Consider the following 25,001-nt stretch of genomic DNA (forward strand, 5'->3'; position numbering starts at 1 on the left):
TTCCTCTTGCCTGTCGGGCCTGGATCAGTTGCCGGAATAGGCGTCACCGGAGCCGAGGAAGCGCCGCGTCGTCTCGCGAGCTGCTTCCTCCGACTGCGCCTTGCGGGCGGCATCCTCGGCCTGCGCCCGGTACTGGGTGGCGAGCAGCGTCTGGATCTGCATCTGCTGCTTGGCCGACAGCGCGATCAGCTGGTTAGTGGCCTGGCTCACCTGGAGGGCGCCGACGGCGCCCTGGCTGCGACTGACGAGATCGGCAAGGAGATCGCCGTCGGCCTGGACGTTCTCGACGATCTGCGACTGGACGCGCATGGTCTGGCGGAAGGCCTTCATGGCGCTTTGCCAGCGCTCGCGCGCGGCCGCCGCCAGGTCGTTCACCTTGATCGTGGCATCGTAGCTTTCCGGATATTGCTCTCGCCATTCATCCTCGAGCCGGTCGAGGTCGAAGCTCAGACCGTCCGCCTGGATCATCAGCCCGTCGATGCGGTTGAGCGCGCCGGTGAGCTGGCCGAGCGAAGAGAAATCCAGACGCTCCAGGTTGCGCGCCATGTTCTGCAGCATGGTCGCCTGATTCTGCAGCGACTGGATCTGGTTGTTGATCTGCTCCAGGGAGCGTGCGGCCGTCAGCACGTTCTGGGCATAGTTCGACGGATCGAACACGGTGATGGCGAAGGCCGGCTGGATGAAGCCGGCAATCGGTCTGGTGACCAGGGAGACTGTGATCAGTCCCGTGAGAAGATGGCGTCGCATCATGACGATTGCTCCTTGTCTGGTTGAGGGAATTGCCCGAGAAGCTCGGCGGCCCAGTCGAGGCCGCGCGCACTGAGAAACCGGGACGCGAAGCCGTCCCGCCCGTGCTCGGATAAGATGGTGTCGATAAGGGTCTGCGCGGCCGGATCGGAGGCGCCGCAAAGCGCCAGTGCCACGGGACCCAAGCCCAGCTCGAACTGCCGATTGCCGCGGCGCGATTGCAGATAGTAGTGGCGCTTGGGCGTGGCGCGGGCGATCAGCTCGATCTGCCGCTCGTTCAGACCGAAGCGGTCATAGGCCGTCCGTGCCTGCGGTTCCACGGCGCGATCGTTGGGCAGAAAGATACGCTGCGGGCAGCTCTCGATGATCGCCGGCGCAATGGAAGAATCGGCGATGTCGGCGAGCGACTGCGTGGCGAAGATCACCGAAACGTTCTTCTTGCGCAGCACCTTCAGCCATTCGCGGATGCGGGCGGCAAAGAGCGGGTTGTCGAGATAGACCCAGGCCTCGTCGAGGATGAGCAATGTCGGCCGCCCGTCGAACCGCGCCTCGAGCCGGTGGAACAGATAGGTGAGCACCGGCAGGACAACGCCGGCCTCATGCATCAGCTCCTCGGTCTCGAAGCACTGCACGTCCGACAGCGCCAGCCGGTCGTCATCGGCATCGAGCAGCCGGCCGAAGGGGCCGTCCAGCGTATAGGGCATGAGGGCAGCTTTCAGCGCATTCACCTGAAGGAGCACCGACAGGCCGGTGAGCGTGCGTTCTGCCGCCGGCGCGGTCGCCAGGCTGGTGAGCGCCGACCAGACCGCCTCCTTCACCTCCGGCGTGACGGTGATGTTCTCATGAGCCAGCAGGCCGGCAATCCATTCGGCAGCCCAGCTGCGGACGGTCTGATCATCGATGTTGCGCAGCGGCTGGAAGGCGAATGAGCCGTCGGCGCCCAGTGCATGGTGCTCGCCGCTCATGGCGAGTGTGACCGCGCGCGCGGAATTGCCCTTGTCGAAGAGATAGACCTGCGCGCCGGCATAGCGGCGAAACTGCAAGGCGATGAGCGAAAGCAGCACTGACTTGCCGGCACCGGTCGGCCCGACGATCAGCATGTGACCGACATCGCCGACATGAGTGGAAAGCCGGAACGGTGTCGAACCGCTGGTCTCGGCAAAGAGCAGCGGCGGAGCTTCTGTCCCCGTGATCCTGGCAAGATGGTCGTTGCGCGCCGGACCGGCCCACACCGACGACAGCGGCATCAGATGGGCGAGGTTCAGCGTGTGGATTAGCGGCTGGCGGACATTGGCATAGACGTGGCCGGGCAGCGAGCCGAGCCAGGCCTCGACCGCATTGACGCTCTCGCGGATGGTCGTGAAGCCGAGCCCGTTTATGATGCGTTCGACCGCGCGAAGCTTCTCCTCGGCGGCCTGACGGTCCTCGTCCCGGATCGTCACCGTGGTGGTGAGATAGCCGAAGCCGACATGATCGCCACCCAGGGCCTGGAGTGCTGCATCGGCATCGAGTGCCTTGTTGTCGGCATCGCTGTCGACGAGCGGCACCGGCTCGTTGGTCACCACCTCGCGCAGGATGGCGGCGATCGACTTGCGCTTGGCGAACCACTGCCGACGCAGCCTGGTCAGCGTCTTCGTAGCCTCCGTCTTGTCAAGGGGAATGAAGCGGGTCACCCAGCGATAGGCAAAATCCTGATGATTGAGGGCGTCGAGGACTCCGGGCCGGGTGGTATTCGGGAAACCGAGAATGGAGAGCGTACGCAGATGCTGTTCGCCCAGCATCGGCTCCAGCCCGCCGGTAAGCGGCGTGTCGACCAGCACGCCATCGAGATAGATCGGCGTCTCCGGCACGGCGACCGGATGACGCCTGGTCGCGATCGTGCCGTGCAGGAAGGCCAGCGTCTCGGCGTCGTCGAGCGCGTACATCTCGGGCATGAAGCCTGACAGGAGATCGAGCACCCGGTCGGTCTCGTCGCGGAACCGCGTCAGCTCCTGGCGCCAGTTCCGTGTCCCTTCCGAATGATCGGACTCGACCAGGGCGCTTTCGGCGCGTGCCTGGCCGTCCGGTGGCGGCATGAACAGCAGGGTCAGGTGATAGCGGCTCTCGAAATGCGCGACCTTGCCCTCGAACGCCGCGCGCCGCTCCTCGTCGACCAGCCACGAGGCGGCGTCGGGGAACTGCGCCTTCGGATAATCCAGCGCCTCGATGCGTTCGGCCTCGAAGAACAGGGCCCAGCCGGTGCCGAGGCGTCTCAGCGCATTGTTCGCCCGCGCACAGATGCCGACGAGCTCGGCTTCCGTCGCGCTTTCCAGATCGGGTCCGCGGAATCGGAACGTCCGCTGAAAGCTGCCGTCCTTGTTGAGAACGACGCCGGGCGCCACCAGCGCCGCCCAGGGCAGATGGTCGGCAAGCCGGTCAGCGCGGTTTCGGTATTCGACAAGGTTCAGCATGCGAGCCACCCCTTCTGGCGAAGGTGACGGACGAACACGCTTGCGAAGTCCGGGTCGCGCCGGGCGGCAAAGACGGCGAGCGTGTGGCCCGCGATCCAGAGCAACAAGCCGGCGATCCATTGCTGCATCCCGAGCCCGATCGCCGCGGCTACCGTGCCGTTGAGGATCGCCACGGCCCGTGGCGCACCGCCAAGCAGGATCTGCTCGGTCAGCGATTGATGGACCGGAACTTCGAAACCTTCGATATGCTGCTCCCCGGCCGGCATCAGATGAGCGCCCCGCCACCGAAGGAGAAGAAGGAGAGGAAGAAGCTCGAAGCGGCAAAGGCGATCGACAGGCCGAAGACGATCTGGATCAGCCGGCGGAAGCCGCCCGCCGTGTCGCCGAAGGCGAGCGTCAGACCTGTGATGATAATGATGATCACCGCGATGATCTTGGCGACCGGCCCCTGCACCGATTCCAGGATCTGTTGCAGCGGCTCTTCCCACGGCATGCCGGAACCGGCCGCATGGGCCGGAAGCGTGAGAAGAAGCGGGAGGGCGGCGGACGAACAAAAACGAAGCTTCTTGCGCATGAAAATCCTCTCAAAGCTGCTGGAGTTGCGGGAGGGTGAGCTGTGTGACGGCGTAGTCGCCATTGCCGTCGAGACCGGCGACTTCGGCGATCGCGTCAATGCGGCGCGATGAGCCACGCCCGGCGATGAAGACGATCAGATCGATCGCTTCGGCGATGAGACGACGGGGAACGGTGACGACGGCTTCCTGAGCGAGCTGCTCGATACGGTAGAGCGCCGAGCGTGCCGAATTGGCATGGACCGTGGCGATGCCGCCCGGATGACCGGTGTTCCACGCCTTCAGCATGTCGAGGGCTTCCGCGCCCCGGACCTCGCCGACGATGATGCGATCGGGTCTGAGCCGCAGCGTCGAGCGCACGAGATCGGCGAGGGTGACCGAGCCGCGCCGAGTACGGAGCGCAGCGCAATCCTTCGCCGCGCATTGCAGTTCGCGCGTGTCCTCGATCAGTATTACGCGCTCGTCACATTCGGCCACTTCAGCGAGCAGAGCATTGGCAAGTGTCGTCTTACCCGACGACGTGCCGCCGGCGACCAGGATATTGCGACGCTCCCGGACCGCCTTCCTGAGCGCATCGGCCTGGACCGGCATCATGATCCGGTCGGTGACATAATCGGCGAGTGTATAGACACGTGCGGCCGGCTTGCGGATCGCAAAGCATGGTGCCAAGACCACCGGAGGCAGCAGGCCCTCGAAGCGCTCGCCGCCCAAACCATCTGAAATTGGCAATTCGGCGCTGACGATCGGATTGTCGGCATGCGCTTCGGCGCGCACGTGGGAGGCGACCAGGCGGATGATGCGTTCCGCCTCGGTCGGATGCATGCGCACGCCGGTGTCGACCCGGCCCTCCCCCAGCCGGTCGAGCCGCAGAGCGCCGTCGGGGTTCACCATCACCTCGATGACGGAGGGATCGGCCAGCGCATCGGCGATCGCCTGCCCCATGGCGGTGCGCAGCATGGTGCGGCGGCGGTGATCGGCCTCGGGATGCGTGGTCATCCTTCTTCTCCCCCGGCATCGCCTTCATCAAGCGAACGCTTGCCGGAGGCGATCTGGCGGCCGACCTGCTCGACGAATTTCCGGAAGCGCTCCTGCGCGATCGCCTGTGTCGCCTTGTCCGGCACCGGCGTGTGGGCGTGAAGCGTGATGGAAAAGCGGATGAAGAGCGCCAGGCTCTCCAGGATCATCTCGGCATCGCGCCGGACATGATCGAGGTCGCGCGAAAGACGATCGAGCCTCTTGCCATAGCGCCGGTCGAGCTCGTTCTCGCCGCGTTGCTCGATGAAGGCCTCGACCGCTTTCGCCACGATCTCCGACTTGGTGGTCGAGGGATTGCGACTGAGTTGGTCGAGCTTCCTGCTCAACTCGGGATCAAGGAGAAACTGATGACGGATGCGTTCGGGCTTCATGCGGCTCGTTCCGGTTGCCGGCGCCCATGCGCCGGATGCGGAACGAGCATCGTTTAGATGCCCGGATTCGCTTATGGCCCTTATCTACGCCGAGATACGCCCGGCCACGGAAACGTCAGAAACCGGGCAGAATGTCCTTGTCCTCGCCCATGCCCTCGTTGACGCCATAGGCGCGCGCAGCATTGGAGATCGGGTCCATGACTTGTCCGTCGGCGACCGTCTCGCCGTCATCGTCGGCGGGTCTGAACAGGTCGCCCTGGTCAGGCTGTTCGGCTTTCCTTTCGCTTTCTCCGGGCAACCCCGGATGACGCTGCTTCTGGACGCCGCCTTCGTCTTCGGATGCGGTTTCGGCGCTCTCATCGTCGGCGGCAAGACGACGGTCCACGCCGCGTACCTGACCGCTCCAATCTTCGGGACGTTGAGCAGGGCAATCTGCATAAGGACCATCGTGCAGGATTGGCGAAGGCAGAACGCGCTCGGTGAAGTTCCGGTCTTCGTAGTAGCGCAACTTCTTCGCCCGGATCGGCGGCAGGCCGGAGACCAGGACCAGTTCGTCGGCCGGCGGCAACTGCATCACCTCGCCCGGCGTCAACAACGGGCGTGCGGTCTCCTGGCGGCTCACCATGACGTGAGAAAGCCACGGTGCCAGCCGATGGCCGGCATAGTTGCGCATGGCCCTCAGTTCCGTCGCCATGCCGAGCGCGTCCGAGATGCGCTTGGCCGTGCGCTCGTCGTTCGAGGAAAATGCAATCCGCACATGGCAGTTATCGAGAATGGCATTGTTCTCGCCATAGGCCTTGGAGATCTGGTTGAGCGACTGCGCGATCAGATAGGCGCGGATGCCATAGCCGGCCATGAAGGCAAGTGCGGTTTCGAAGAAATCGAGCCTTCCCAGCGCTGGGAACTCGTCCAGCATCATGAGCAGCTGATGTTTCCTGCTCTTCTTCGGATCGCCGTCAAGCCGCTCAGTCAGCCGCCTGCCGATCTGATTGAGCACCAGTCGCACTAGCGGTTTGGTGCGCGAAATGTCCGAAGGTGGCACGACGAGATAGAGAGACACCGGCCGGTCTGCATCCATGAGGTCGGAAATTCGCCAGTCGCAGGCCGATGTCGTCGCCGCCACGGTCGGATCGCGATAAAGCCCGAGGAAGCTCATCGCCGTGGACAGGACGCCGGAGCGTTCGTTTTCCGATTTGTTCAGCACCTCGCGGGCTGCCGAGGCGACCACCGGATGCACCCGAGGCCTTTCCTTCGTGCCGAGATGGTTGGTGGCCATCATCCGCCGCAGCGTCGCGGCAAACGATCGCTGGGGATCCGACAGGAAAGTGGCGACGCGGGCAAGCGTCTTCTGCTCCTCGGCGTAGAGAACATGCAGGATGGCGCCGACCAGCAGAGCGTGGCTGGTCTTTTCCCAATGGTTCCGCCGCTCCAGCGCACCTTCGGGATCGACGAGGATGTCGGCGATGTTCTGGACGTCGCGGACCTCGTGCGGGCCCTTGCGTACTTCCAGCAGCGGATTGTAGCGCGCCGATCGCGGATCGGTCGGATTGAACAGGAGGCAGTGCGAGAACTTCGAGCGCCAGCCGGCGGTCAGCTGCCAGTTCTCGCCCTTGATGTCGTGGATCACCGCCGAGCCGGTCCAGGAAAGAAGCGTCGGAACGACCAGACCCACACCCTTGCCCGAGCGCGTCGGCGCAAAGGCCATGACGTGCTCCGGCCCGTCATGGCGCAGATAGCGGTCTTGCAGCTTGCCGAGGAAAACGCCCGCCGGCCGAAACAGTCCAGCCTTCTCGATTTCACGCTTCAAAGCCCAACGCGAGGAGCCATAGGTCGTGACGAGCCCACGCTGCCGCGCACGCCACAACGAGCCGGCGATCGCGGCGGCGCAGCCCATGAAGCCGCTGGCAGCTGCAAGCATCCCAGCCTTGTTGAAGACCTCCGGCGCATAGGCCTCGAACTGGAACCACCACTCGAACAGTTTCCACGGCTTGTAGATCGGCCAGCCGGCCGCCACAAACCATGGCGAGCCGAGTTGCTCCTGATGGCCCAGCATATCGGCGCACCACTGCGTCGCTGCCCATACGCCAAGGATGACAATGGCGAACACCACGGTGATCTGGCCGACAAGGAGCTTTGTCGGTGTCATGGGCGCTGCTCCGCTAATTTAAACGGAACAAGTATTGTGCCGAGTGTCAGGAAATCGAAGTGCCCCTATGTGCGATCAGGTGCGATCAATCGGCCGGCTTTGATCACCTAGCTGCGCCAGGCGGCCAGTCGAAGGCATGTTCCGGAATGTCCACAGTGGGTGCAATAGAGCCGGCCGCCGCTGCCCTCTTGGTCGACGATTTCGCGGACATGCCCGGACTTCGCCAAGCTGATTTCCGAACGGCGTATTCGGGGCCGTTCGCTGCCTGTCCGGTTCTGGCCGAGGATTTGGGCAAGCTGCCGTTCGGCTACCGACCTCTTCCAAGTCATTCATTGGACTTGATAGCGCGACCACAAACCGGACATTCTGCACTGAGCAAATCCGGTTTTGGGCTGTTACCTCGACCGAGACGATGCAGCTTTTGCGAGAAGAGCTCTCGGTAGGGCGACTGTCCCAGGCTGATGCGTTGGTGCTTGATTTGCGCAGCCGCTGGAGCGGAGCTCCGCTGGATGCCGCCGAAATTTTCGTTGGCGGGACGCGCTGTAGGGCGATGAGGAGGGGCAGTTGAAATGCATTCTCCAGTGAAGAACGTCGAATACGCCGAATTTCGGCTGAACTGTCGGAATCCGACAGCTCCCTTCCACCCCGGTCTCCAAGCGCTCAGGCGAACAAAAGCATTTCCCACCGATATCATCTAACTTAACTACTTGCGTTAAGTAGCGTTGACAAGTCGGAAATGTCGGCTATGTTGGGGCGTGATGGACATCGAGTTTGCAGACCCGCGCCTAGCGCTGATTGAAACAGAAGCCGCAGCGGACACCCGATTGCCGGTCGCCGTTATTCAGAGCGCACGTCGACGCTTTAGCATCATGCGGGCAGCCCCTGACGCGCGCACGCTGCATAACTGGAAAAGTCTAAGATTGAAGCCACGCAGTGGATCAGCAGAGTACCTCGTGGTGCTCTCGCCGCAGTGGGCGATAGCGATCAAACTCATAGAAAAGAACAGCATGATGACGGTAGTCGTAACAGCTATGGAAGAGCAACAGCGGGGGGTGGCATGACGGGGACCAGCAATCAGGTGGCTATTGAGCCGCCGGGTACGTTCATCAAGATGGAACTGGAAGCGCGCGGATGGTCCCAGCGCGATCTAGCCTTCATTCTTGGCCAGAGCGAGCAGCAGCTCAATCCGCTTTTGTCTGGCAAACGTGGCATCACTCCCGATATGGCGCGCCTGCTTGGCGATGCGTTCGATACGTCGCCGGAGTTTTTCTTGAATCTCCAGGGCCGTTATGACTTGCAGAATGCCAAGGACCCAGATCCGGCGGTGAAGACTCGGGCCGGGCTGCAAGCTCATTTCCCTGTACGCGACATGATCCGGCGCGGTTGGATTCAAGATGGCGAAGCATCCCTGCTCCAGCTCCAAATGTCTCGCTTCTTCGAAGCAGCGAATGACGATAAGCTGGGTGACATCACATTCGCTGCGAAGCGCACGCACTATGACGCTACGCCGCCGCATCAACTCGCGTGGGTATTTCGAGTACGCCAGCTTGCCAGGCAGATGAAGGTCGAAACTTTTTCGACCGAAAAGCTTGGCGCACTTCTGCCCAAATTGCGCAGCTTGATGGTCGATCCCGAGGCGGTCGCCTCGGTGCCAAGCCTCTTGGCGGGCTGCGGAGTGCGTTTTGTCGTCGTTGAGGTTCTGCCAAACGCAAAGATCGATGGGGTCTGTACCTGGCTTGACGACGCATCCCCCGTAATCGGCATGTCTACGCTGTACGATAGGCTCGATAACTTCTGGTTCGTGCTACGGCATGAGATTGAGCATGTATTGCAGGGTCATGGCAAACAATCGATCGGAATGGTCGATCATCTAACGGGCGAGAGCGCCAACGAATTAAGCGGAGAGGCGGATGAGGAGAAGGTTGCCAACATAGCGGCCGCCGACTTCTGTGTCCCATCTGCGAAGATGTCATCATTCTATGCCCGCAAGTATCCCTATTTTTCGGAGCGCGACGTAGTTGGCTTCGCAGCATTAATGGCCGTCCACCCGGCGATCGTGGTTGGTCAACTCCAGAAGCGTATGCAACGCTATGATTATCTGCGCAGATATCAGGTTCCGGTTCGGGCGCATCTCCTCAAGGAAGCCCTTGCCGATGGCTGGGGCAATGTGGCCGAAGCACAGCTTTAGAGAATAGGATCTACAAGTGGCGACCTTTAGCGAACAGATGCAGGCGATCTTCGGACGCTATACCGAAGAAGTAAGTGCGGACCCGGTCTCGCTGGATGAGGTCGCGGCCTGGGCAATCGAGCGCGGCCTTTACAAGCCTGCCCCGCGTGACATCGTGAAAATCTGTCGCGACGCTTTGGCCGACAGCCTGCGCCAAGAGAGACGGGTCGATGAGAAAGGGCGCAAATATCGCGCCAAACATTCGGTCCGAACCTGGATCAAAGGTCAGCAGCTGAGCCTGTGGGCTGATATCGACACTGCGCCCCGTTCCTTCTTGGAAAAGTCTTTCGGTCAGCGTCGTAAATCGATTGCGGACGACTGTTTTCAGATCAAGCAGGATGTCGATCACTTCAATGACGAGCATCCGGGTGAAGAGCCCATTCAGATGATCATCGACTTCACGGATGACGTCGCCGAAATGGAAGCCGCTGCGCGGCAGGACACTGGAGACGACGAGGCAGCGTAAGCTGCCTACCCCCCCGTGAATTGCACAATCGGCCATCCCAAAAAGACTAGGCCGTGAACCCGAGGGAATGACCGTTTTCAGGCTACCCGCTCCGAGCGTCGAACGGCGTAAAAGGGGGCGCAGAACTGCCGTTCAGAATCTGAAATGCGAGCACCACCTTGGGTCATGATTTGCCGTGGCGAATAGCATTCAGTTGCGAGCCTATTGATCGCAATGCGGAGGGAGAATTGCGGGCGCCCAAGAGGTTGCTGTGAAAGTCCGGCACCCCAGGCGACGTCATGTCATTACTGCAAACCAACAGCGCTCTTCCGACGTCAATCACCTGCTTTTGCGGAAGGACTGTCGTCGTCGCCATAAAGTTCCAAGCCATCGATCTCACGCTTCAGTGTCTCTCGCTCGAATTCCCGTCCAACGACCGTGACGAGCGTTCTCAATTCGCCAATCAGGAGATCGACCGGTTCGTCTGAATATCTGTAGACCTTGCGCCCCATGAATTCGGCAAGAGCCGCCAGCTTCTGATAGCGAACATATTCCTCCGCTTTCCGCATCAAGTATTCTTGCCGCTTCTGCGCCCGCTCGCGCCGCGCTTGGGCTCGGCGCCTGCGTTCCGCCTCTTCGGCGCGCCGGCGCTGTTCCTCGGCTTCCTCCGACAGTCGGTGGTTTATCGCGACCGCTCCCGTGGCCAGCGCAGCCAACGCCTCGCCGAGGTAATCTTCAAGCCGCTTGTTCTTGCGGTCATGCCAATGACCGATATTCCTGTCGCGACCCCATCTGAATCGCGTGGCATCGGTGAATGTCATGGCCAGCCGTCCGGACGGATAATAGTCCCATGACCGATAGGCTTTGGTTTCGCGTCGTGATGAATACAGGCTCGGCCACCGGGCACGGCTTTCCTCCAGGCCCGCCAGCTCCTTGAGTTCCTTCTGGGTTGGCTCATGCGGCTTCCGATCCTTGATTTCGTAAAGGCGCCACCCGATCGGCACGTCATCGACAACAATGCGAACACCGTCGTCGTGCTCGGCGAGACGGTATCCACGCTCCTCCGCGGCGCGGGCCAAGGCGTCGATGACACACAGGGCGCGGTCGATGGAATCCGGACCAATTGTTGCGTCGACAGCCGAGGGACTTGACGCTTTTTTGAAACCCTCGTCGTCGATCCTGGATGCTCTCAATGCTTTCGCCGTGCCAGCAGCGGCATGATGGAGCTTCGCGGGGCGCTCGGTCGGAACGACGACGTCCGGATGTTCTGCCTCGCGCGCAAGTGCAGTCGCTTGGGCGGTGGCCACCACCGCTGGGGTTTCAGGAGCGATACGCACGCTGAGATGAATTGCGGAATTTCGGCCTTCGGCAACTGGCGAAAGAGGAGGCTGATGCACGGGCTTACCGTGTGCCAGCTTGGCCCAATAACCCAGCGGTGGGGTCGGTATATCGTGCTTCACGCAGATTTTTCGCAGCCCGACATCGGACAACCCAAATCTCTTCGCCAACCGTGACATCGGTGTCTGCCACACGAGTGTGTAGAGTTCCTCCCGCGTCATGATGTGCGCTCCCTTATCTCCGCCAGTCTGCTCCGATGATCCGAGCAATTCCGCCCTTATCCCGTCGTTCATAGAGGTCTTGTTTTCCGAATCGAGATTGTGGCGCAGAGCGGGATGACTCAAGCACTTCCTTAAGCTGATCAGCATGAACCGGATATGATGCCAACCCACTTCAGCCGCTGCATTGTCTCGGCGCCACCAACGCAAGAGGATGGGGCGCCAAGACGTCGACCTGACGTATTCAGGCAACTTGTTTTTTGGCGGGTGAAGTTGCAATGGCCCGCGTTCCGGGTGTGCTCCCGATAGGATCGGTGCTGCAAGAGCGACTGACGGCTACGCTGCTTTCGATATCGCACCCTCCTTTAGCGGCGCTTCGGTGATCTCAATATCCTCGCTCAGCGAGCGGTGCGGCAAGATCTTCATCTTTTCCAGATCGCCGTGATAGGCGCGAACCGCTTCGGCTGGTCTTACCTCGCCTTCGACGACCCTGCGCAGATAGGTGATCATGAGTTCCTGGGACTCGGCCAAGTTGATCTTGCGGCCGAACAGAGCCAAGCGCGCACCGTATTTTTCGGCTTGTGCGATAAGTTCAAAGGCATCACGCGTTGTTCCCGCGCCTCCACCCAGAACGCCGACGATCAGTTTCGAATCGAATGAAGCTAACTCCTCCATGGCGCGAGGACCGTTGAAGGGGATCTTGAGGAATTGAGGCCGGTCAGCTTCCATGACACCCGCCAGGCAGCGCAAAATGCAGTCGTTGACGAACTCGGCGGTTTGCCGAGCATCGAGTCCGGTGGACACATTGGGATTGAAGACCTCGAGGAAATACTTGAATCCCAACAGCCCGGCTTCATCGCGGAATTTCGCAAACTCATTGAGTGCGTGGGTATCGATGTCGATGTCGTTGACGAAGGTAACCGAGTAAAGACCCAGGTCGGTGCCGGTAATGGATGCTTCCGGTGTTGATGTCAGGGTGCCGTACATGACGCGCTGCAAATTTGCGGTGCGGAATGGGCGCGAGGGATGGCCGGCATAGCTTCCGTGGCGGATGGCTCCCCAGCAATCCGTAGTATCATTCGCTCGGATCGCCGGCTTGGTGCCACTCTTTGCGAATGCATTGGCGGTCATCAGCCGCTCGAGGATGGAGCTCGAGACAAGCATGATGTCGACGATGTCCGCATCCAGAATGGACCTGATCTGGGACTCGAATTCGTCACGCGTACGATAACGCGATGAAGTGCCATCGTTCTTGCGCTTGGGACCGAGGCCGGTAATGCCGCTCCCCATATCCGCATCCTTGGCATCTGCAATTATGAAGTCGGATTTCCGGTATTGGCCAGCGCGAATGCGCGCCAGCTTTTCATCCAAGCGGGTCACTTGTCTCTCCTCAATAGCACGTTGCGTATCAACCTCGCTGTCCCTGTCGGCATGGGGCGAGATGGTGGCAAGGTTAGGCGGGTTGGGTGATGGATGTCCAGCCATTTTCATGCAAACTCTATCATATTTTTTAAACTATATCATCTGGCGGCGGCGGCATTGCACCTCGTACATTCGTCTTCCTCCTGCTATTTCGCGCCAGTTCGGCAGAGTATCGGAGTCGTCTATGAAGGCAAGAATCCGCTCAAGGCGCTTGACAGCCGCTCCAAATGTTATCAAACTGTGTCAACAAAGTGCAAAAAGTTTCTCGAAGGGAGGTCGAGGTGAGTGGGGCGAGTTGGCGGTCGCGATATGAGGCTTTGCTTCGTCGGTTCCCCGACGTGGCCTCCAGTGCCAGGCTGACCATATGCTGCACCAGCAGCTGCCTTGACGTCTCTCTGTTTCTTCGTGAATTGCCCGACCCGCGGAGCATACAGAATCCGGACGCGGCGAAATTTCTCGATCAGATCGTAACTCGAGCACAGAGCGGTGTTGGTGGCGAAGTTGTCGTCAACTGGCCTGGTGGGGGCACTTGGCTCAAAACCGCAGCGCCAGTGACATGTTCCTGGGGCGGAACCGGACCACATGCCTCGATGGCTCTGGCTGCTCTCGGGGCGCCTGCAGTCAATGCTCTGGGTGCACGAGGCGAGCTTGTTCTCTCACGGATCCCGGCTGGTGTCCTCTTGGCTGAGAATGGACGCCTCGTTCGTTCGGGTGGCGCGGTGCGCCGGCATGGCGAGAGCGCGGAGGTTTTCATCATCGAATTTTCGGCCGGCGAGGTGTGTGGCGGAAAGACTCTCCCGCGTTCGTCGCGGATCATCGTCCGGTTCGGGGACATTGGCATAGAAGATGACGCGGACTTCGGGGAATTGACCGCGCGCTTGGCGCACTATGCAGGCGCGGGATTGATCGGTGGCTTCCAGTGCGTTTCGGATCACCAGCTTCGGGATGAGTATGCGCGTTTGTCTTCCATGAGCTCGGGCTGGATCGCAGCCGGCGTGCCTTTTGTGCATCTTGAGCTCGCTGGATACGAATCCTCGGAGCTGTGCGAGCAGGCGCTGCGAGCATTGAGAGGGAGCTACAACTCCCTTGGCATGAGCTTGTCGGAGTTCAAGCTTTACTTCGGCGGATCGGACTTTTCCGGCGCACTTTGTCGCCTTGCTTCGTCGTTGGGCTTGAGGCGGCTTGCGGTACACGCTGACGAATGGGCTGCGGCCGTTACCCTTGACGATCCAGAGGTCGAAATCGAAGCCCTGATGAGCGGATGCCTGTTGGCATCTGCTCGGGCCTCTTCCGGCGCCCACGGCTTCCCAAAGGTCCTCCCGGCGGATGCCCACTTTGCCAAGCTTCCCTTTGCCGAACGGCAGGAGCTTGGCGAGTGGGCATTCGTATCTTGCCCCTCCCCATACTTGCCCTCGCCAGCAACGACGCTCGGGCTCGGTGACACGTTTACCGCCGGCTGCCTGCTCGTGTTGGGCGGCCATGCAGAAATCCCTAGCGTCTCCCGCGACGCCGGGTCCGAACTCGGCTGAAGTCCGGGCAACCGCGTAAGAGCAACAAGGAGGAGTAGTCGTGAAACCCGATACATGCATCAAAAGTGCCGTGCTGGGGGCAGCCACATTGTTCTCGTGGCAGGCGATGGCACAGACACAGGTGACCATTGCAACCGTGAACAACAATGACATGGTCGTCATGCAGGAGCTGTCGTCGAAATTCGAGGAAGAGAATCCCGACATCCAGCTCAACTGGGTGATCCTTGAAGAGAACGTTCTGCGCCAGCGTCTGACCACCGACATCGCCACGGGCGGCGGGCAGTTCGACATCCTGACGATCGGCCTGTTCGAGACCCCGATCTGGGGCGAACGCGACTGGCTTGTCCCCTTCGAAAACGTCCCCGCCGACTATGACCTTGACGACGTATTGCAGTCGGTTCGCGATGGGCTTTCGACCGGCGGCAAGCTCTATGCTCTGCCGTTCTATGCGGAAAGCCAGATGACGTTCTACCGCAAGGACCTGCTTGACGCGGCCGGCGAGACAATGCCCGATCAACCGACCTGGGACGATATCGAGCGCATTGCAGCCGCAATCAACGATCCGGAAAACGACGTCTACGGCATCTGTCTGCGCGGCAAGCCAGGCTGGGGCGAAAATGTCGGTCAGATCACGCCGGTGGCCAACAGCTACGGCGCCCGCTGGTTCGACATGGATTGGGAGCCTCAGCTCACCTCTCCTGAATGGAAGGAGGCGCTGGGCAGATATGTTGGCCTTCTCCGGGAATATGGTCCTCCGGGTGTGGCATCGAACGGCTATAACGAGACGCTGGCGCTCTTTGCCGGCGGCCATTGCGGCATCTGGGTTGACGCTACCGTGTCTGCGGGCTTCCTGACCAACCCCGACGAAAGCAAGGTCCATGACAAGGTCGGCTATGCGCATCCGCCCGTAGGCAAATACGAGAAGGGGAACCACTATTTGTGGTCCTGGGCGCTGGCTGTGCCGACAAGTTCCAAGTCCGCCGAAGCGGCGCAGAAGTTCATCTACTGGGCAACCAGCAAGGAGTACATCAAGCTGGTTGCGGAGCATTCGGGCTGGGCTTCCGTGCCGCCGGGAACCCGCGAGTCTACCTATGCGAATCCGAATTATATCGAGGCGGCTCCCTTCGCCCAATTGACGTTCGATACGATTCAGACCGCGGACCCGACGGATGCCACCCAGGAGCCGGTGCCGTATGTGGGCATCTCCTATGTGGGTATTCCCGAATTTCAGAGCTTCGGCACGACGGTCGGACAGGAGTTTGCAGCAGCCATCGCGGGCAGCAAGACCGTGGAAGAAGCCCTGCAGGCTGCGCAGGACGCAACCCGAACCGCGATGGAACAGGCTGGTTACATCAAGAACTAGCCAAGCCAATCCCGGTCGGCGACCGCAAGTCGCCGACCGCACCTATGGGCAAATAATGATGGCAAGCAACGAAGCAATCCCAGCGGATGTCGTGCAGTCCGAGGCGGATTCGACCCCTGACAAGGACGCACCGGGCGTCAAGACAGCTCCGCTGCTTGCCCCCTCGGTCGTGCTCCTGTTGGCATGGATGATCGTGCCACTGGGAATGACCCTCTGGTTCTCCTTCCAGCGATACAACCTGCTCAGTCCGAACATCAGCGGTTTTGCAGGGTTCAACAACTACGCGTTCCTGTTGGCAAACGGAGCGCTCTGGAACGCAATCTTCAACACGATCCTGCTTGTCGGCGGAGTCTTGATCGCCACACTGGTTCTTGGTCTCGTGTGCGCAGTCCTGCTCAATCAGGAGTTCGCCGGCAACTCCGTTGCCCGGCTGTTCTGCATCCTCCCGTTCTTCGTCATGCCGACAGTGAGCGCGCTGGTCTGGAAGAACCTGCTCATGCATCCCGTCAACGGGCTTTTCGCCTGGATTTCGAAATCCCTGAATCTGCCCGTGGTGGACTGGTTCACCGATCTGCCGCTCTTTTCAATCGGCATCATCGTTGCCTGGCAATGGATACCCTTTGCGACGCTTGTCCTCCTGACCTCGCTGCAGTCACTTGACCGCGAGCAGGTCGAGGCCGCGCGCATGGATGGCGCGCGGGGATGGTCGCTTTTCACGAACATCACACTGCCGCATCTCTGTCGGTCACTGACGATCGTCGCGATGATCGAGACGATCTTCCTCTTGTCGATCTTCGCCGAGATCCTCGTGACGACCGCCGGCGGTCCAGGCAACAGTTCTACGACTTTGCCCTACCTCATCTACAAGATCGCCATGCTCGATTGGAACGTCGGTATCGCATCGGCCGGGGGTGTCGTCGCGATCATTCTCGCGAACATCGTGGCGCTCTTCCTGATCCGCACGATTGCACACACTCTGGAGCGCCAATAATGACAAGTGCAAAGCGCATCGTTTCATGGCCATTCGTGCTCGGCTGGGGCGTCACGTTCCTGATGGCACTTCCGGTGCTCTGGATGACGCTGGCCGCCTTCAAGACCGAAGCCCAAGCCATTGCGACACCACCCGTTCTGCTCTTTGAGCCGACGCTTGAGAATTTCGCCGCTGTTCTGAGGCGCGCAAACTATCCGAGCTACTTTCTGAACAGTGTCATCATTGCCGGAGGCTCTACGCTTCTCGGAATAGTCGTGGGATTGCCTGCAGCATACGCCTTCGCGTTTTTTCCCGGCAAGCGCACCAAGGATATTCTGGTGTGGATGTTGTCGACCAAGATGATGCCTGCGGTTGGCGTGCTGGTGCCCATATACCTTCTGTCCCGCACGCTCGGGCTTCTGGATTCGGCCATCGCGCTCCTGATCATCAACATGCTGATCAATCTTCCGATTATTGTATGGATGCTTTTCACCTACTTTCGTGAGATACCCGGGGAGATCATTGAGGCTGCCCGTATGGACGGGGCAAAGCCCCGCCATCAATTCTTCTTTCTGCTCATTCCGCTCGCCGCGCCCGGCATCGCCTCCACCGCGCTCCTGTCGTTCATACTGGCTTGGAATGAAGCTTTCTGGAGCATCAATCTGACCAGTTGGCGCGCTGCGCCGCTGACGGCGTTCATTGCCTCGTTTTCAAGTCCGGAGGGGCTGTTCTGGGCCAAGCTCTCCGCGGCCTCGCTCATGGCCATAGGCCCGATCGTCGTCTTTGGCTGGCTGACCCAACGTCATCTTGTGCGCGGGCTCACGTTCGGCGCCGTAAAGTAGGATATCTGGGACAAGAAAATGGCACACCTTCAACTCAAGGCTATCTCGAAGTCGTTCGGCAACTTCCAGGCCGTCAGGGACATCAACCTGGACATCAAGGACAGAGAGTTCGTTGTTCTGGTCGGCCCCTCCGGCTGCGGGAAGTCGACCTTGCTGCGAATGATTGCGGGGCTGGAGACAATTTCGTCGGGCGACCTTTTCATCGATGGCGAGCGGGTCAATGGCCGTGAGCCGGACGAACGCGGCTTGGCGATGGTGTTTCAAAGCTATGCCCTTTATCCGCACATGACCGTCGAGCAGAACATGGGTTTCGCCCTGCGGCTCGCTGGTGTGCCGAAGGATGTCAGGCACCAGAAGGTGCTTGACGCGGCTCGGAAGCTCCAGCTTGAAAGCATGCTTGACCGCCGCCCGAGCGAGCTTTCGGGTGGACAGAGACAGCGCGTAGCCATTGGCCGTACGATCGTTCGCGACCCGAAGGCATTCCTTTTCGACGAGCCCCTGAGCAATCTTGACGCGGCCTTGCGCGGCCAGATGCGTATTGAGCTCGCGAAGATGCACCAGGAGCTCGAAGCCACGATGGTCTATGTGACGCATGACCAGGTCGAGGCCATGACCATGGCCGACAGGATCGTGGTGCTGCGCAACGGGTCAATTGAACAGATGGGACCGCCGGTCGAACTATATCAAAATCCGGCAACCGCTTTCGTCGCCGGCTTTCTGGGCTCGCCGAAGATGAACCTGTTTGACGTGTCTGCGATCGAGCGGAGCCATGACAGCACTGTTGTCATCCTTTCGGAGCAGAACCGTCTGAAACTCGGGAATTGGCCTGTGTCCGGCAGGCAGATCACTGTGGGCATCCGGCCGGAAGCCGTGCAGATTTCTAACTCCGGGGATTTGGTTGGAAAGGTTGAAGTTGTCGAGCACCTGGGTGCCGAGCAGCTGATCTACCTGAACATTGGCACGGAAGATCTCCTGACGGTCCGGTGTCACCAGCCGACCGCCGTGAAGATCGGTGAGCCACTGCGAGTGGAGGTCGATCCGTCACGCATGCATGTATTCGACGCCAACGGCCGCGCCGTGATGCGTAACGCCGCTTGAAATGAAGGTTGCACGAAATGTACTTGGACAGACTTCGCCTTGATGGCCGACTTGCATTCATTACCGGTGGAGGACGCGGAATCGGGCTGGCATGCGCGCATGCCATGCTTGAAGCTGGTGCGCGAGTGGTCATTTCCGATGTCAATCCCGACATACTCGGGCAGGGGCAGGAGGAACTCCGCGCCTTGGGCTTTAAGGCGGATGGGCTGGTGCTGGACGTCACCAGACCGGATGACGTGACAATAGCCGCTGAAACGGTGCGGCAGCGGCACGGGCATGCGGATATCGTTGTAGCAAATGCGGGGATGGCATGGCCCGACACGGGCGCCGAGGAAATGCCCGACGATGTGTGGCTGCGTATCGTCGACGTCAACCTCAACGGTTGTTTCTGGACGTGCCGAGCCTTCGCGCCACGGATGCTGGAGCGTGGCAAGGGATCAATCGTCACCCTCGGCTCCATGTCGGGCCTGATATCGAACAAGCCCCAGCGACAGGCGCATTACAATGCGGCGAAAGCAGGCGTCCATCACCTGACCCGCTCCCTTGCCGGTGAGTGGGCCGAGAGGGGTGTGCGCGTCAACTGTGTCGCGCCCACCTACGTCGACACATTGATGTCCAGAGGCGGGATGGAAGATGAGACCATGTTCCCGATATGGATGGAAAACACGCCGATGAAGCGCGTGGCAAAGGCAGACGAGATTGCTTCGGCAGTGCTGTTCCTTGTTGGAGACGGGGCAAGCGCGATCACGGGAACCGTCTTAACCGTGGACTGCGGGTATACAATCTGGTGAATTTACCTGCCCGTCCTGGAGCCGCTTGGCGGCTGAGCCTTTGGAGTCTGAATGTCCGGACAAGCTAAGAGAGTGGAGCTTTTGCCAGCCAAACGTCGCGCCTTGGTTCTGGAGCGATTGCGACGTGACGGTGCGGCCAGTCTTCAGGAACTGTCGCGCGAGATCAAGGCCTCTATTTCCACGATCAGGCGCGACTTGGAACACCTGACCGCGGAAGGATATCTGGTGCGTACCTATGGCGGTGCGGTGCTGGTGTCGGACCCCCTGTCGACGTTCGAACGCGAGCCGGCGAAGAATGTCCAGTTCCGTCATCAACAAAAGGCTGCAATCGGGAAAGTGGCTGCCGAACGCATCGAGCCGGGCGAAAGTGTCATCCTTGACGGTTCGTCGACGGTACATGCCTGCGCTCGCGAACTGAGCACGCGCGGTATTCCTCTCACGGCCGTCACCAACAGCCTGGATATCGCCCAATTGTGCGCCTCCTGCCCGGATTGGCGCGTCTATACGCTGGGCGGACTTGTGCGGCCGGGTTGGCAGATGATGTATGGCGAGGTTGCGGAGACATTCCTGAAGACGATTCATGCGGATATCTGCATTGTCGGGGCCTATGCCGTCTGGGAAAAGGCGCTTACGGATCCGTCTCCCGAGATAGCATCGCTGAAACGCGTCATGATCAAGGCGGCTCGTCGTATCATCTTGGTCATCGACAGCTCGAAGTTCAGAGCCCCGGCATTCTCCGAATTTGCAACTGTTGAGCAGATAGACGAAATCATCACGGATGACGGTATAGCACCTGAAAATCTGCAGACCCTGCGCGCCTTGAACGTGAAGGTTACCGTCGTGAACGTTCCGGATTCCGAAGAAGGGTGATCGCGGAATTATGAGCGGATCTCATCTGTGAGAAACGCGCCTCCAGCTTTTCATGCCTGCAAATCAACAAGTCATCGTGGAGTTGATACCGGCAGCAAACCATGCAGCTTGTTTTCGAGACGTTCCTGGAGCGCTTGTCAGAGAGCGTTGACGAGGTGGACTTCCGCGAGGCCATGGCCGCAGCGGCTGGCGAGCTCGGTCTGAGCGCGTTCGCCTATCTGTCCCTGCCTGTCGAAACTGCGGCCAAACCCAGGCTGATCTCGAACTACCCGTCGCGCTGGACATCGTATTACCTGCGCAAGCGATACGAAGATTTCGATCCGGTGATCGAGCGCGCGCGGTGCGATACGTGCCCCTTTCGTTGGGGCCCGAAGTTCGGTCGCATCGGCTCATCGAAACTGCAGCGGCAGGTGTTCGATGAGGCAGCGGCTTTCGGTATCTGTTGCGGTCTGACGATCCCGGTTGTTGATCGCCGCGGTGGTGTCGCTGCGATGACCTTCGCCGCGGATGAACCAGATCCGACGTTCCTGCGCGTCGCCGAGCGCTATGGGCAGGCGCTCCAGCTCATGGCGATGTGCTTTCATATAAGCGTCCGCCGGAAGCTGTCTGGCGACCGAACGGTGGACGGCGTGACGCTGACGCCTCGTGAGTACGAATGTCTGCAGTGGGCTGCCCGCGGAAAGTCTGCCTGGGAGATCGGCAGTATCCTCGGAATCAGGAAGCGCACCGCTTCCTTCCATCTTGACAATGCGAGAAGGAAACTCGGCGTGCGCACCATCAGTCAGGCAGTGGTGTTGCTGGCCACTTCAAGATCTTCAACTCTCTGAGATACCGAATCTACCTGTGCGTGTGCGCAGGCTGCCTCGGCGTGAGCATTCGCCTCCAATGGCAGGGTCATTCCTGCAAGGAGGCCACAATGATGCAGCTTATTGCGCCCGACTGGTACGGTGCTTTTGCCGACGAACTCCATGAAATGCATCGCTTGCGACACCGTGTCTTCAAGGAGCGGCTCGGCTGGGACGTGCGCACGCGCGGCGGGTTCGAAATCGACGCGTTCGATGCGCTGAAACCACGCTACCTGCTGCTGCGCGGTGATGAAGGAGGCGTCAATGGTTGCGTGCGTCTTCTTCCGTCAACCGGGCCCACAATGCTGCGCGATACGTTCTCAACGCTTCTGAATGGCATGTCGGCACCCCAGACGCCCCAAATCTGGGAAAGCAGCCGCTTCGCGCTTGATCTGCCGTCATCGGCACCGAAACGGGCAGGAGGGATTGCGCTCGGCACGTATGAACTCTTCGCCGGCATGATCGAGTTCGGCCTGTCGCGCCGTCTGCGCAGGATCGTGACGGTAACCGACCTGCGCATGGAGCGGATTCTGCGTCGAGCCGGCTGGCCCCTTGACCGGATAGGCAACCCGGAAACCATTGGCACCACTCGCGCCGTTGCCGGTTTTCTGGACGTCTCCGATGAGAGCCTTGCTGCAATCCGTCACAATGGCGGTCTCGGCGGTCCCGTGCTGTGGGCGCCTGTAGCCTGCATCGCTGCGTGACATGGTTGTGTCGGGCGGCGTCGCCGATTGGCCGGATTGGCAGGATCGGAACACCTATGGCTATACACTGCGCCTGACACGACGCGGCTGGGCCTGGGAGTTTCTGCGGCGCAATCCGGCATTCCGGCGTGATCTGATGCGCGCTCTGAAGCACGTCCGGTATGTCGAAAGGCGCAGGGATGTCGGCGTGATCAAATCCTCCTTCGACCTGGCGGGTTGGGGGCTCCTGTTTCGCAAGCTCCTTGAGGAGTGATGCGGCGGTATTTTGGTGCCCCCGCCAATGCCCGCATGTGCTGCCGGTCGTCGCCGAACTGGCATCGTCACCGTCCGCAGGATGTTCGTTCGAGCTCGCTACATTGCCATGTCGGGCAACGATCCTGAAAACGGCCGATGGTCGGCAGCATGTCCTGCTGCGAGATGCCGGCAGAGATCTCCAGCTCTTGGTGACGGGCTCGAACGTTCTGCAGCCCGTTCGGCTCCGCACCGACGCTATCTGGCCGGCCAACCAGTCGAGACATCGCATGTATGTGCTCGAATGCCTCAATGCTCTTCACGCGACCGAACAACTCCCGGACAGGCTGTTCCCACCCGAGGCGCGCGGCAACCGCCTGCGCTTTGTGCTTCAGGCGCTCGACGGATCGCTGGCTGGAGCGTCTCATCGAGAAATCGCGACGGCCTTGTTGGGCAAGCAACGCGTCCAGGCCGACTGGACGGATCCGGGCGACCACCTCCGTGACCGCATCCGTCGCGCCATTCGGCGCGGCCACATGCTCATGAATCGTGGCTATCGGGATTTCCTCGTGTGAAGGGAAACTGGGTGTGGTCTCGTGCACGCCGGTCAGCGCGCGAAGAGTTCCTTGTATCCCGTCGTGACCATCCAGTTTGCCCGGTTCAGATGGCTGCGAACGGTCCGGCGGGCGCGGTCGGGTTCCAGCACCGGATCGATGCCGAAGACGACCTGGGCCATTTCCTCTTCGCTGGCATCGTCGGCAGAGGCGTCCAGGAGCCTCATATAGGTCGTGAAGTGCTCGTTGTCATAAGCCGTCAGGCTGTCCGACCAGGGGACTTCATCGGCTATTTCTGGGTTTGGTTCGGCGTGCGACATGCTTGACCGTATCTCCGAAAAGACAGCTTCTGCAAAGCTTTGACCGGGCAGCACCGGTCGATCAATGTGGAATACATACTATAGTTGATAAACTCAAGGCGATTGATCCGCTGACTTTGGCGCATGGATATGCGCAAGCTGGTCGGACGGAATGCACGAAGAATCAGGGAGAAAGCCGGCCTGACGCAGGAGCAGCTTGCCGAAATATCCGGCTTCAGTCAGCAGTACATCAGCGGTCTTGAAAAGGGCCGCAGAAATCCCACTATCGTCACGCTCTATGAGCTGGCGGCCGCACTCCATGTGAGCCATGTGGAACTGGTTCTGCCTGACGAGCAGGATTAAGCTTTCAAATAGCCAGTTGACTTGAGGGCGCCTGCGCGCCTGATGCCGCGCACCGGGTGCTCGTGAACCGAGCCCGCTTTTTCCTCGCTTCGCTCAGGCGGTCTCGGCCATGCGGCTTCGCCCCCTGGCGCGGGCAGCCCTTGCGGGCTGGTGCGGCCGCCACCCTTTGCGGGCGGCGTCTTTGCTTGATGGCCTTTCCCCGGTGGCGCAGGGTGGGCGGCACTCCCTTCTAGACCCGCCGCGGCGCCCCGCAACCCTCCGCTGGCGCTCCGGGTCCTCCACTTCGTTTCGGTCCTTCGGATGCCGGCCGCCTCCTACGGCGGGTCTTTCCGGTCGTTTCTCGCCGCCCACCCCGCTTCCGGGGAAGGGCGCGCGAGATTTGCGAGCGGAGGACGAGATCATGCGCAAGACCGGCAAGCATCCTGCCCGTGGCAAGGCCGGCGCGAAAAAGGGGCAGCGCCCGACGGCCAGCCTTTATTCCGAAATCACCGACCGCATCATCGCCGAACTGGAGCGTGGTGCCGTGCCCTGGGTCAAGCCATGGGGGCGGGCGAAGGCGGCCCTTGGCCTGCCGAGGAACGCCGCCACCGGCCGCACCTATTCCGGCATCAACATCCTGATCCTGTGGGGTGCGGTCATTGAGTGCGGTTATCCCGGCCAGAACTGGCTGACCTTCCGGCAGGCGCTGTCCCTCGACGGCAATGTCAGGAAGGGCGAGCGCGGCACGACCATCGTTCATGCCGACCGCTTCATTCCGAAGGAGGAGAAGGAGCGCGCCAAGACGCAAGGCGACGAGCCGCAGGCGGTGCGGTACCTCAAGCGCTTCACCGTCTTCAATGTCGCGCAGTGCGACGGCCTGCCCGAGCACCTTCACGGCAGCGCCGAACCGCTGCCCGAACGCGAGATCATCCCGCAGGCCGAAGCCCTCATGCAGGCGAGTGGCGCGGATGTGCGGATCGGCGGCGCGCGTGCCTTCTATACCCAGGCCGGCGATTACATCCAGCTGCCGCCGCAGCCCGCCTTCTTCGAGCAGATCGACTACTACCGCACCTGCTTTCACGAGCTTGGCCACTGGACCGGCCACCCGTCGCGGCTTGGCCGTGACCTCTCTGGCTCGTTCGGCTCGAAGGCCTATGCCCGCGAGGAGCTGGTCGCGGAAATGGCTGCCGCCTTCGTGTGCTCGGCGCTCGGCATCGCGCCGACGGTGCGCCATGCCGACTATATCGGCTCGTGGCTGAACGTGCTGCGCGAGGACAATCGCGCCATCTTCCGCGCCGCCAGCCATGCATCGAAAGCCGCCGATTTCCTTCTCGCTTTCCGATCCGGTGCCGAAGACGAGGCGCTTGCGGAGATCGCGGCATGACGAACCGCGATCCCCAGACGCTTCAGGCCGAGCCGACCCCGGAACGCGAGCAGACGCTCTTCCCCGGCGTCCATCCGATCACCACGCGCGACCGGCTGGCGGTCCTGATGGACGCGCCGATGCGTCCGCGCGCGGCGCAGAAGCCGCTCGATGTCGGCCTGTGCGATGAAGACCGGCGCAACCAGCTCGACCTGTTCTGAACGGAGGA

The 25,001-nt window shown here is 60.9% G+C and carries 27 protein-coding genes; 17 read left to right on the plus strand and 10 right to left on the minus strand.

Annotated elements, in window-relative coordinates; translation table 11 throughout:
- Positions 1–24: 24 nt before the first annotated feature.
- The 7 genes from trbJ to SIN08_RS15510 form a co-directional block, all read right to left on the minus strand.
- Entirely contained in the window at positions 25–750 is a 726-nt protein-coding gene (gene trbJ, locus SIN08_RS15480) for a P-type conjugative transfer protein TrbJ (RefSeq protein WP_322452501.1), read from the minus strand.
- On the minus strand, positions 747–3,197 hold the full coding sequence (trbE, locus tag SIN08_RS15485; RefSeq protein WP_322452502.1) for a conjugal transfer protein TrbE: 2,451 nt from the start codon (positions 3,195–3,197) through the stop codon (positions 747–749). The genes trbJ and trbE overlap by 4 nt, the downstream gene beginning before the upstream one ends.
- On the minus strand, positions 3,191–3,463 hold the full coding sequence (locus SIN08_RS15490) for a VirB3 family type IV secretion system protein (RefSeq protein ID WP_322452503.1): 273 nt from the start codon (positions 3,461–3,463) through the stop codon (positions 3,191–3,193). Before SIN08_RS15490 ends, trbE begins: the two co-directional genes overlap by 7 nt.
- On the minus strand, positions 3,463–3,771 hold the full coding sequence (locus SIN08_RS15495) for a TrbC/VirB2 family protein (protein WP_322452504.1): 309 nt from the start codon (positions 3,769–3,771) through the stop codon (positions 3,463–3,465). The genes SIN08_RS15490 and SIN08_RS15495 overlap by 1 nt, the downstream gene beginning before the upstream one ends.
- 10 nt (positions 3,772–3,781) lie before the next feature.
- Positions 3,782–4,765, minus strand: a complete 984-nt coding sequence (gene trbB, locus SIN08_RS15500) for a P-type conjugative transfer ATPase TrbB (protein WP_322452505.1) — start codon at positions 4,763–4,765, stop codon at positions 3,782–3,784.
- Positions 4,762–5,175, minus strand: coding sequence for a CopG family transcriptional regulator (locus SIN08_RS15505; protein ID WP_322452506.1), 414 nt, complete (start codon positions 5,173–5,175; stop codon positions 4,762–4,764). The genes trbB and SIN08_RS15505 overlap by 4 nt, the downstream gene beginning before the upstream one ends.
- Before the next feature lie 115 nt (positions 5,176–5,290).
- Positions 5,291–7,321 carry a conjugal transfer protein TraG gene (locus tag SIN08_RS15510; RefSeq protein ID WP_322452507.1) on the minus strand — a complete coding sequence of 677 codons (2,031 nt, stop codon included), beginning with the start codon at positions 7,319–7,321 and terminating at the stop codon, positions 5,291–5,293.
- Between the two features lie 755 nt (positions 7,322–8,076).
- Between SIN08_RS15510 and SIN08_RS15515 the strand changes: the two genes are divergently transcribed.
- The 3 genes from SIN08_RS15515 to SIN08_RS15525 are packed head-to-tail and all read left to right on the plus strand — an operon-like array spanning position 8,077 to position 10,014.
- Positions 8,077–8,382, plus strand: coding sequence for a hypothetical protein (locus SIN08_RS15515; protein ID WP_322452508.1), 306 nt, complete (start codon positions 8,077–8,079; stop codon positions 8,380–8,382).
- Positions 8,379–9,509 carry a HigA family addiction module antitoxin gene (locus tag SIN08_RS15520; RefSeq protein ID WP_322452509.1) on the plus strand — a complete coding sequence of 377 codons (1,131 nt, stop codon included), beginning with the start codon at positions 8,379–8,381 and terminating at the stop codon, positions 9,507–9,509. The genes SIN08_RS15515 and SIN08_RS15520 overlap by 4 nt, the downstream gene beginning before the upstream one ends.
- Positions 9,510–9,525: 16 nt before the next feature.
- Entirely contained in the window at positions 9,526–10,014 is a 489-nt protein-coding gene (locus SIN08_RS15525; RefSeq protein WP_322452510.1) for a hypothetical protein, read from the plus strand.
- Between the two features lie 314 nt (positions 10,015–10,328).
- Here SIN08_RS15525 and SIN08_RS15530 read toward each other — a convergent pair whose 3' ends face one another.
- A complete protein-coding gene (locus SIN08_RS15530) occupies positions 10,329–11,552 on the minus strand; it encodes a hypothetical protein (protein ID WP_322452511.1) in 1,224 nt (407 codons plus the stop codon).
- Positions 11,553–11,885: 333 nt separating this feature from the next.
- Positions 11,886–12,929 (minus strand): hypothetical protein, encoded by a 1,044-nt coding sequence (locus SIN08_RS15535; RefSeq protein WP_322452512.1) that lies wholly within the window; start codon positions 12,927–12,929, stop codon positions 11,886–11,888.
- Between the two features lie 269 nt (positions 12,930–13,198).
- Here SIN08_RS15535 and SIN08_RS15540 point away from each other — a divergent pair, with 269 nt between their 5' ends.
- From SIN08_RS15540 to SIN08_RS15590, 11 genes are all read left to right on the plus strand, one after another.
- A complete protein-coding gene (locus tag SIN08_RS15540; protein ID WP_322452513.1) occupies positions 13,199–14,500 on the plus strand; it encodes an ADP-dependent glucokinase/phosphofructokinase in 1,302 nt (433 codons plus the stop codon).
- 106 nt (positions 14,501–14,606) lie between these two features.
- The gene (locus tag SIN08_RS15545; RefSeq protein WP_322452563.1) at positions 14,607–15,863 is read left to right on the plus strand and encodes a sugar ABC transporter substrate-binding protein; all 1,257 of its coding nucleotides are present in this window, start codon (positions 14,607–14,609) and stop codon (positions 15,861–15,863) included.
- 58 nt (positions 15,864–15,921) lie between these two features.
- Entirely contained in the window at positions 15,922–16,854 is a 933-nt protein-coding gene (locus SIN08_RS15550) for a sugar ABC transporter permease (RefSeq protein WP_322452514.1), read from the plus strand.
- Positions 16,854–17,675, plus strand: coding sequence for a carbohydrate ABC transporter permease (locus tag SIN08_RS15555; protein WP_322452515.1), 822 nt, complete (start codon positions 16,854–16,856; stop codon positions 17,673–17,675). The genes SIN08_RS15550 and SIN08_RS15555 overlap by 1 nt, the downstream gene beginning before the upstream one ends.
- A gap of 18 nt (positions 17,676–17,693) precedes the next feature.
- Positions 17,694–18,773: a sn-glycerol-3-phosphate ABC transporter ATP-binding protein UgpC gene (locus SIN08_RS15560; RefSeq protein WP_322452516.1), complete on the plus strand. Its 1,080-nt coding sequence runs from the start codon at positions 17,694–17,696 to the stop codon at positions 18,771–18,773.
- A gap of 17 nt (positions 18,774–18,790) precedes the next feature.
- The gene (locus SIN08_RS15565) at positions 18,791–19,564 is read left to right on the plus strand and encodes an SDR family NAD(P)-dependent oxidoreductase (protein WP_322452517.1); all 774 of its coding nucleotides are present in this window, start codon (positions 18,791–18,793) and stop codon (positions 19,562–19,564) included.
- A gap of 51 nt (positions 19,565–19,615) precedes the next feature.
- A complete protein-coding gene (locus tag SIN08_RS15570; RefSeq protein ID WP_322452518.1) occupies positions 19,616–20,434 on the plus strand; it encodes a DeoR/GlpR family DNA-binding transcription regulator in 819 nt (272 codons plus the stop codon).
- Between the two features lie 101 nt (positions 20,435–20,535).
- On the plus strand, positions 20,536–21,261 hold the full coding sequence (locus SIN08_RS15575) for a LuxR family transcriptional regulator (protein ID WP_322452519.1): 726 nt from the start codon (positions 20,536–20,538) through the stop codon (positions 21,259–21,261).
- 89 nt (positions 21,262–21,350) lie between these two features.
- Positions 21,351–21,983 (plus strand): acyl-homoserine-lactone synthase, encoded by a 633-nt coding sequence (locus SIN08_RS15580; protein WP_322452520.1) that lies wholly within the window; start codon positions 21,351–21,353, stop codon positions 21,981–21,983.
- Position 21,984: 1 nt separating this feature from the next.
- Positions 21,985–22,236, plus strand: a complete 252-nt coding sequence (locus SIN08_RS15585) for a transcriptional regulator domain-containing protein (RefSeq protein WP_322452521.1) — start codon at positions 21,985–21,987, stop codon at positions 22,234–22,236.
- A gap of 268 nt (positions 22,237–22,504) precedes the next feature.
- Positions 22,505–22,789: a DNA -binding domain-containing protein gene (locus SIN08_RS15590; protein WP_322452522.1), complete on the plus strand. Its 285-nt coding sequence runs from the start codon at positions 22,505–22,507 to the stop codon at positions 22,787–22,789.
- 32 nt (positions 22,790–22,821) lie between these two features.
- Here SIN08_RS15590 and SIN08_RS15595 read toward each other — a convergent pair whose 3' ends face one another.
- Positions 22,822–23,088 carry a DNA -binding domain-containing protein gene (locus SIN08_RS15595; RefSeq protein ID WP_322452523.1) on the minus strand — a complete coding sequence of 89 codons (267 nt, stop codon included), beginning with the start codon at positions 23,086–23,088 and terminating at the stop codon, positions 22,822–22,824.
- Positions 23,089–23,211: 123 nt separating this feature from the next.
- On the opposite strand from SIN08_RS15595, the gene SIN08_RS15600 reads away from it, so the two are divergent.
- From SIN08_RS15600 to SIN08_RS15610, 3 genes are all read left to right on the plus strand, one after another.
- Positions 23,212–23,430, plus strand: coding sequence for a helix-turn-helix transcriptional regulator (locus SIN08_RS15600; protein WP_322452524.1), 219 nt, complete (start codon positions 23,212–23,214; stop codon positions 23,428–23,430).
- A gap of 400 nt (positions 23,431–23,830) precedes the next feature.
- Complete coding sequence (locus SIN08_RS15605) at positions 23,831–24,793, plus strand: ArdC family protein (RefSeq protein ID WP_322452525.1); 963 nt, start codon at positions 23,831–23,833, stop codon at positions 24,791–24,793.
- Positions 24,790–24,993 (plus strand): hypothetical protein, encoded by a 204-nt coding sequence (locus SIN08_RS15610; protein WP_322452526.1) that lies wholly within the window; start codon positions 24,790–24,792, stop codon positions 24,991–24,993. The genes SIN08_RS15605 and SIN08_RS15610 overlap by 4 nt, the downstream gene beginning before the upstream one ends.
- Positions 24,994–25,001 lie beyond the last annotated feature (8 nt).

The sequence above is a fragment of the Chelativorans sp. M5D2P16 genome, from assembly GCF_034427935.1.
In the GTDB taxonomy this organism is placed as follows: Bacteria; Pseudomonadota; Alphaproteobacteria; order Rhizobiales; family Rhizobiaceae; genus Chelativorans.

What these genes read in the sequence shown, in the direction of transcription:
- trbJ (WP_322452501.1), bottom strand. Translation starts at nt 750, where the DNA reads ATGATGCGACGCCATCTTCTCACGGGACTGATCACAGTCTCCCTGGTC.
- trbE (WP_322452502.1), bottom strand. Translation starts at nt 3,197, where the DNA reads ATGCTGAACCTTGTCGAATACCGAAACCGCGCTGACCGGCTTGCCGAC.
- SIN08_RS15490 (WP_322452503.1), bottom strand. Translation starts at nt 3,463, where the DNA reads ATGCCGGCCGGGGAGCAGCATATCGAAGGTTTCGAAGTTCCGGTCCAT.
- SIN08_RS15495 (WP_322452504.1), bottom strand. Translation starts at nt 3,771, where the DNA reads ATGCGCAAGAAGCTTCGTTTTTGTTCGTCCGCCGCCCTCCCGCTTCTT.
- trbB (WP_322452505.1), bottom strand. Translation starts at nt 4,765, where the DNA reads ATGACCACGCATCCCGAGGCCGATCACCGCCGCCGCACCATGCTGCGC.
- SIN08_RS15505 (WP_322452506.1), bottom strand. Translation starts at nt 5,175, where the DNA reads ATGAAGCCCGAACGCATCCGTCATCAGTTTCTCCTTGATCCCGAGTTG.
- SIN08_RS15510 (WP_322452507.1), bottom strand. Translation starts at nt 7,321, where the DNA reads ATGACACCGACAAAGCTCCTTGTCGGCCAGATCACCGTGGTGTTCGCC.
- SIN08_RS15520 (WP_322452509.1), top strand. Translation starts at nt 8,379, where the DNA reads ATGACGGGGACCAGCAATCAGGTGGCTATTGAGCCGCCGGGTACGTTC.
- SIN08_RS15530 (WP_322452511.1), bottom strand. Translation starts at nt 11,552, where the DNA reads ATGACGCGGGAGGAACTCTACACACTCGTGTGGCAGACACCGATGTCA.
- SIN08_RS15540 (WP_322452513.1), top strand. Translation starts at nt 13,199, where the DNA reads ATGTTATCAAACTGTGTCAACAAAGTGCAAAAAGTTTCTCGAAGGGAG.
- SIN08_RS15545 (WP_322452563.1), top strand. Translation starts at nt 14,607, where the DNA reads ATGGCACAGACACAGGTGACCATTGCAACCGTGAACAACAATGACATG.
- SIN08_RS15550 (WP_322452514.1), top strand. Translation starts at nt 15,922, where the DNA reads ATGGCAAGCAACGAAGCAATCCCAGCGGATGTCGTGCAGTCCGAGGCG.
- SIN08_RS15555 (WP_322452515.1), top strand. Translation starts at nt 16,854, where the DNA reads ATGACAAGTGCAAAGCGCATCGTTTCATGGCCATTCGTGCTCGGCTGG.
- SIN08_RS15560 (WP_322452516.1), top strand. Translation starts at nt 17,694, where the DNA reads ATGGCACACCTTCAACTCAAGGCTATCTCGAAGTCGTTCGGCAACTTC.
- SIN08_RS15565 (WP_322452517.1), top strand. Translation starts at nt 18,791, where the DNA reads ATGTACTTGGACAGACTTCGCCTTGATGGCCGACTTGCATTCATTACC.
- SIN08_RS15570 (WP_322452518.1), top strand. Translation starts at nt 19,616, where the DNA reads ATGTCCGGACAAGCTAAGAGAGTGGAGCTTTTGCCAGCCAAACGTCGC.
- SIN08_RS15575 (WP_322452519.1), top strand. Translation starts at nt 20,536, where the DNA reads ATGCAGCTTGTTTTCGAGACGTTCCTGGAGCGCTTGTCAGAGAGCGTT.
- SIN08_RS15580 (WP_322452520.1), top strand. Translation starts at nt 21,351, where the DNA reads ATGATGCAGCTTATTGCGCCCGACTGGTACGGTGCTTTTGCCGACGAA.
- SIN08_RS15585 (WP_322452521.1), top strand. Translation starts at nt 21,985, where the DNA reads ATGGTTGTGTCGGGCGGCGTCGCCGATTGGCCGGATTGGCAGGATCGG.
- SIN08_RS15590 (WP_322452522.1), top strand. Translation starts at nt 22,505, where the DNA reads ATGTATGTGCTCGAATGCCTCAATGCTCTTCACGCGACCGAACAACTC.
- SIN08_RS15595 (WP_322452523.1), bottom strand. Translation starts at nt 23,088, where the DNA reads ATGTCGCACGCCGAACCAAACCCAGAAATAGCCGATGAAGTCCCCTGG.
- SIN08_RS15600 (WP_322452524.1), top strand. Translation starts at nt 23,212, where the DNA reads ATGGATATGCGCAAGCTGGTCGGACGGAATGCACGAAGAATCAGGGAG.
- SIN08_RS15605 (WP_322452525.1), top strand. Translation starts at nt 23,831, where the DNA reads ATGCGCAAGACCGGCAAGCATCCTGCCCGTGGCAAGGCCGGCGCGAAA.
- SIN08_RS15610 (WP_322452526.1), top strand. Translation starts at nt 24,790, where the DNA reads ATGACGAACCGCGATCCCCAGACGCTTCAGGCCGAGCCGACCCCGGAA.